This is a genomic window from Arthrobacter sp. Y3223164 (assembly GCF_059091005.1).
On record NZ_JBNHGF010000243.1, the window covers coordinates 1 to 4303 of the forward strand.

Genomic DNA, 4303 nt, shown 5'->3' on the forward strand with positions numbered 1-4303 from the left:
CGGCAGGCTGCTCCGGGACGGCCGACTGCCGGGCGGCGCCTTCGGCGGCGACGGCGAAGATCGGGGTGCCGACCTCCACGGTCTGACCCTCCGGCACGAGCAGCTCCGACACCACGCCCGCGTAGGGGCTGGGCAGCTCGACCAGTGACTTGGCCGTCTCGATCTCCACGATGACGTCGTTGACCGCCACGGTGTCCCCCGGCTTGACCTTCCAGGACACGATTTCGGCTTCGACCAGTCCCTCGCCGACATCCGGGAGGTTGAAAATCTGCGTGTTCGACATGGAAACTCCGATATCAGTAGGCGAGCGAACGGTCGAGGGCCTCGAGCAGGCGGTCGATGTCCGGCAGGTACTGTTCCTCCACCTTCGCCACCGGGTAAGGCATATGGAAGCCGCCGACGCGGAGCACCGGCGCCTCCAGGCTCAGGAAGGCGCGTTCGCCGACGCGCGCGGCGATTTCCCCGCCGATGCCGCCGAAGGTCGGGGCTTCGTGGGTAACGATCAGGCGCCCGGTCTTCTCCGCCGACGCGGTGATGGTGTCGAAGTCGATCGGGGAGATGGAGCGCAGGTCGATGACCTCCACGCTGTTGCCGTCCTCTTCCGCCGCCTTCGCCGCGGCCAGGGCGACCGGTACCAGCGGGCCGTAGGCGACGATCGTCGCGTCAGTGCCTTCGCGGACCACCTGCGCGCTGAAGGCGTCGCGGCCGGCCGATTCGGTGTCCACCTCGCCCTTGAGCCAGTAGCGGCGCTTGGGTTCGAAGATGATGACCGGGTCCTGGCTCGCCACTGCCTGCTGGGTCATCCAGTAGGCATCGTGCGCGTTCGAGGGGGTGATGATGCGCAGGCCGGGAGTGTGCGCGAAGAGCGCCTCCGGGGACTCCGAGTGGTGCTCGATGGATCCGATGCCGCCGCCGTAGGGGATGCGGACGACGACGGGGGCCGACAGGAGTCCGGAGCTGCGGGTCCGGATCTTGGCCAACTGGGTGGTGATCTGGTTGAACGCCGGGAAGACGAAGCCGTCGAACTGGATCTCGCAGATCGGCCGGTAGCCGCGGAAGCACAGCCCGATGGCGGTGCCGAGGATGCCGGACTCGGCCAGCGGGGTGTCGACCACGCGGTCGGCGCCGAACTCGGCCAGGAGTCCTTCGGTGACCCGGTAGACCCCGCCGAGCTTGCCGATGTCCTCGCCCATGACCAGCGTCTTCGGATCATTGGCCAGGGCCTCGCGCAGCCCGCTGGTGATGGCCTTCGCGATCGTCATGGTGGTCATCAGCGGGCCTCCCCGGCGGCGTTGTCTTCGGTGGCGTAATCGGCGAAACCGGCCTGGTACTGCCGGTGCCATTCCAGTTCCTCGCGGACCAGCGGGTGCGGATCGGCATAGACATTGGCGAAGTGGTCCTCGAAGTCCGGGGCCTCCATGGCCAGGACGTCGGCGCGGGTGGTTGCGGCGAGCTTGTCGCCTTCGGCGGAGACCTCGTCGAAAAATTCGTCGCCGGCAGTGTTGGTGCTGCGCAGGTACCGTTCCAGCCGGAGCAACGGGTCGCGTTCCCGCCAGCCCTCTTCCTCGGCGGCCTCACGGTATTTGGTCGGGTCGTCGGCGGTGGTGTGGGCGCTCATCCGGTACGTGAACGCCTCGATCAGCACGGGCCCGTTGCCCGAGCGGGCGTGTTCAGCGGCCCAACGGGTGACCGCGTGGACGGCCACGACGTCGTTGCCGTCCACCCGAACGCCCGGGAAGCCGTAGCCGGTGGCACGGTTGGAGAGCGGAACGCGGGACTGAACTTCCGTCGGCACGGAGATGGCCCAATGGTTGTTCTGGCAGAAGAACACCACCGGCGACTGGTTGGAGGCGGCGAACACCATCGATTCGTGGACGTCGCCTTCCGAGCTGGCCCCGTCGCCAAAGTACGCAACGGCCACGCCGTCGTCGCCGTCGCGCTGGATGCCCATGGCGTAGCCGACCGCATGCAGGGACTGGGCGGCCAGCACCAGCGTGTAGAGATGGAAGTTCGTCTCCCGCGGGTCCCAGCCGCCCTGGCTGACGCCTCGGAAGAGCTTGAGCACGCGGGACAGGTCCAGGCCGCGGGTGAGGGCGACGCCGTGCTCCCGGTAGGTCGGAAACACATAGTCCTGCGGTTGCAGCGCGCGGCCGGAGCCGATCTGTGCCGCTTCCTGCCCGAGCAGGGGTGGCCAGAGCAGCAGCTGGCCCTGCCGCTGCAGGGCGGTGGCTTCCTGGTCGAACCGGCGGACCAGCGCCATATCGCGGTACATGCCGCGCAGCGCCTCGCCGTCGAGGTGGGCTGCGTAGGGGCTGTACTTCGCATCGTCCCGGACGGTTCCGTCGGGGGCCATCAGCTGCACCAGCGCGGGCGCGTCCGAGGGGTCGCTGGATACCAGCGACTGTTCCAGTTCTTCGATGTCGAATTCCGAGGCGGGCAGGTGCTCAGCGCCCATACGAACTCCTCGCCGATCCGCTGCCCTACGGCAGAGATCTTCGCTCTTCATATATGCCGGGCCGGGAATACATTCCTGACCCGGCATATATCTGTCGTTTATCTCGTCCTAGCCTAATGGCAGGTGCCGTGCGGACCGGTCACATTACCGTCAGGAAACGCCCGGACCGTTTGTATAGTTCTCACAGAGCGCCAGGAAGCGGCTGTTGGCTTCGACTTCACCGATGCTGACCCGCACGCCCTCGCCCGCGAAGGCCCGCACGGACAGCGCCTGCCGGCCCGCCAGCTCCGCGAACTCCTGCGCCCGATCGCCCAGCGGCAGCCAGACGAAGTTGCCCTGCGTCTCCGGGATCTTCCAGCCGAGCATGTTCAGCCCGGCGACCACGCGGTCCCGTTCGTCGACGAGGCTTTGTACCCTTTCTACAACTTCGTCGTAGTGGCGCAGCGAGGTGATGGCCGCATGCTCGGCCAGGCTCGATACGGCGAACGGGGTGGCCGCCACGCGCAGGTGCCGGGTGATCTCCGGCTGCGAGATGGAATAGCCCACCCGGAGGCCGGCCAGACCGTGGGCCTTGGAGAAGGTCCGGAGCACCACCACATTGGGGTACTTCTGGTACATGGCCACGCCGTCCACCACCTCCGGATCGCGGACGAACTCCGTGTAGGCCTCGTCGATGACCACGATGATGTCGTCCCGCACGCTGCGGACAAAGCCTTCCACTTCCGCCGCCGTCAGCGCCGGTCCGGTCGGGTTGTTCGGCGTGCACAGCAGGATGACCTTGGTCCGGTCGGTCACGGCATCCAGCATGGCGTCCAGGTCATGCGAGCCGTCGGACCGGTTCGGGACCTGCACACTGCGGGCACCGGAGAGGCCGACCATGATCGGGTAGGCCTCGAAGGACCGCCACGCGTAAATCACCTCGTCTTCGGTGCCGTCCTCGTGCTGTCCGGCAAACGTCTGCAGGATCTGCACCAGGGCGCCTAAGCTTCCGGCGCCGGTGACCACGTCGTCGGCGGGGACATTCAGGAACCGGCCGAGTTCGGTCCGCAGCGCGGTGCACAACGGATCGGGGTAGCGCATGATGCCCGTCGTCTGCGCGTTCACGGCTTCCAGCACGGCGGGCAACGGAGGCAGCGGGTTTTCGTTGGAGGACAATTTGTAGGACTGCAGTCCTTGGATCGCAGCCGGCGGTTTGCCGGCAGCATATTTGGGCAGCCTGTCGAGCACGGGCCGGGGGTGGATTTGGCCCGACGCACCTGCTGCCGGAACCGCAGCTTCCTTGATGGGGTTCTCAGGAGGAGTCATGCCTTAAAGGATACGTGCGCCGTTGACCGGGTTTTCCGCGCCGCTGCAGCCTGGATGTGGCAGCATACACGCATGGGAAAGTTCATTGTGCGGGTCCTCGTCAACGCGCTGGCGCTGTGGGTGGCGAGCTGGATCCTGCCCGGCCTGGCCATCGAGGCCTCCGCAGCGGCCGACGTCGCCGGCAACGAGTCCCTGGGCACGGTGCTGGCCTACCTTTTCGTCGGTCTGATCTTCGGCCTGGTCAACGCCATTGTTCGGCCCATCATTTCCTTCCTCTCGCTGCCCGTCACCATCCTGACGCTGGGCCTGTTCACCATCGTCATCAACGCGCTGATGCTGGTGCTGACGGCCTGGCTGTCCAGCTTCACGCCGGTCGAGTTCGTCGTCGATTCCTTCTTCTGGACGGCGATCCTCGGCTCGCTGATCATCAGCCTGGTCTCGCTGGTAGTGGGCACCCTGACCCGCACCCGCTGATCCCGGGGCGGCACTCACCCGCGCCCGCCCCGGCCTGCCGGCGGCGGTCCCTTCCGGCGGCCCGGGATG

The 4303-nt window shown here is 67.1% G+C and carries 5 protein-coding genes; 1 reads left to right on the top strand and 4 read right to left on the bottom strand.

Going from position 1 to position 4303, the window contains the following annotated elements; genetic code table 11:
• From AC5RUJ_RS11780 to AC5RUJ_RS11795, 4 genes are all read right to left on the bottom strand, one after another.
• A partial coding sequence (locus tag AC5RUJ_RS11780; protein ID WP_494155900.1) for a biotin/lipoyl-containing protein occupies positions 1-283 on the bottom strand: 283 nt, incomplete at its 3' end.
• A gap of 13 nt (positions 284-296) precedes the next feature.
• Entirely contained in the window at positions 297-1271 is a 975-nt protein-coding gene (locus tag AC5RUJ_RS11785; RefSeq protein ID WP_494000980.1) for an alpha-ketoacid dehydrogenase subunit beta, read from the bottom strand.
• The gene (gene pdhA, locus AC5RUJ_RS11790) at positions 1271-2455 is read right to left on the bottom strand and encodes a pyruvate dehydrogenase (acetyl-transferring) E1 component subunit alpha (RefSeq protein WP_494025108.1); all 1185 of its coding nucleotides are present in this window, start codon (positions 2453-2455) and stop codon (positions 1271-1273) included. The genes AC5RUJ_RS11785 and pdhA overlap by 1 nt, the downstream gene beginning before the upstream one ends.
• Positions 2456-2605: 150 nt before the next feature.
• Entirely contained in the window at positions 2606-3760 is a 1155-nt protein-coding gene (locus AC5RUJ_RS11795; RefSeq protein WP_494025107.1) for a histidinol-phosphate transaminase, read from the bottom strand.
• 72 nt (positions 3761-3832) lie between these two features.
• Between AC5RUJ_RS11795 and AC5RUJ_RS11800 the strand changes: the two genes are divergently transcribed.
• A complete protein-coding gene (locus AC5RUJ_RS11800; RefSeq protein ID WP_494000983.1) occupies positions 3833-4234 on the top strand; it encodes a phage holin family protein in 402 nt (133 codons plus the stop codon).
• The last annotated feature ends 69 nt before the right edge of the window (positions 4235-4303 follow it).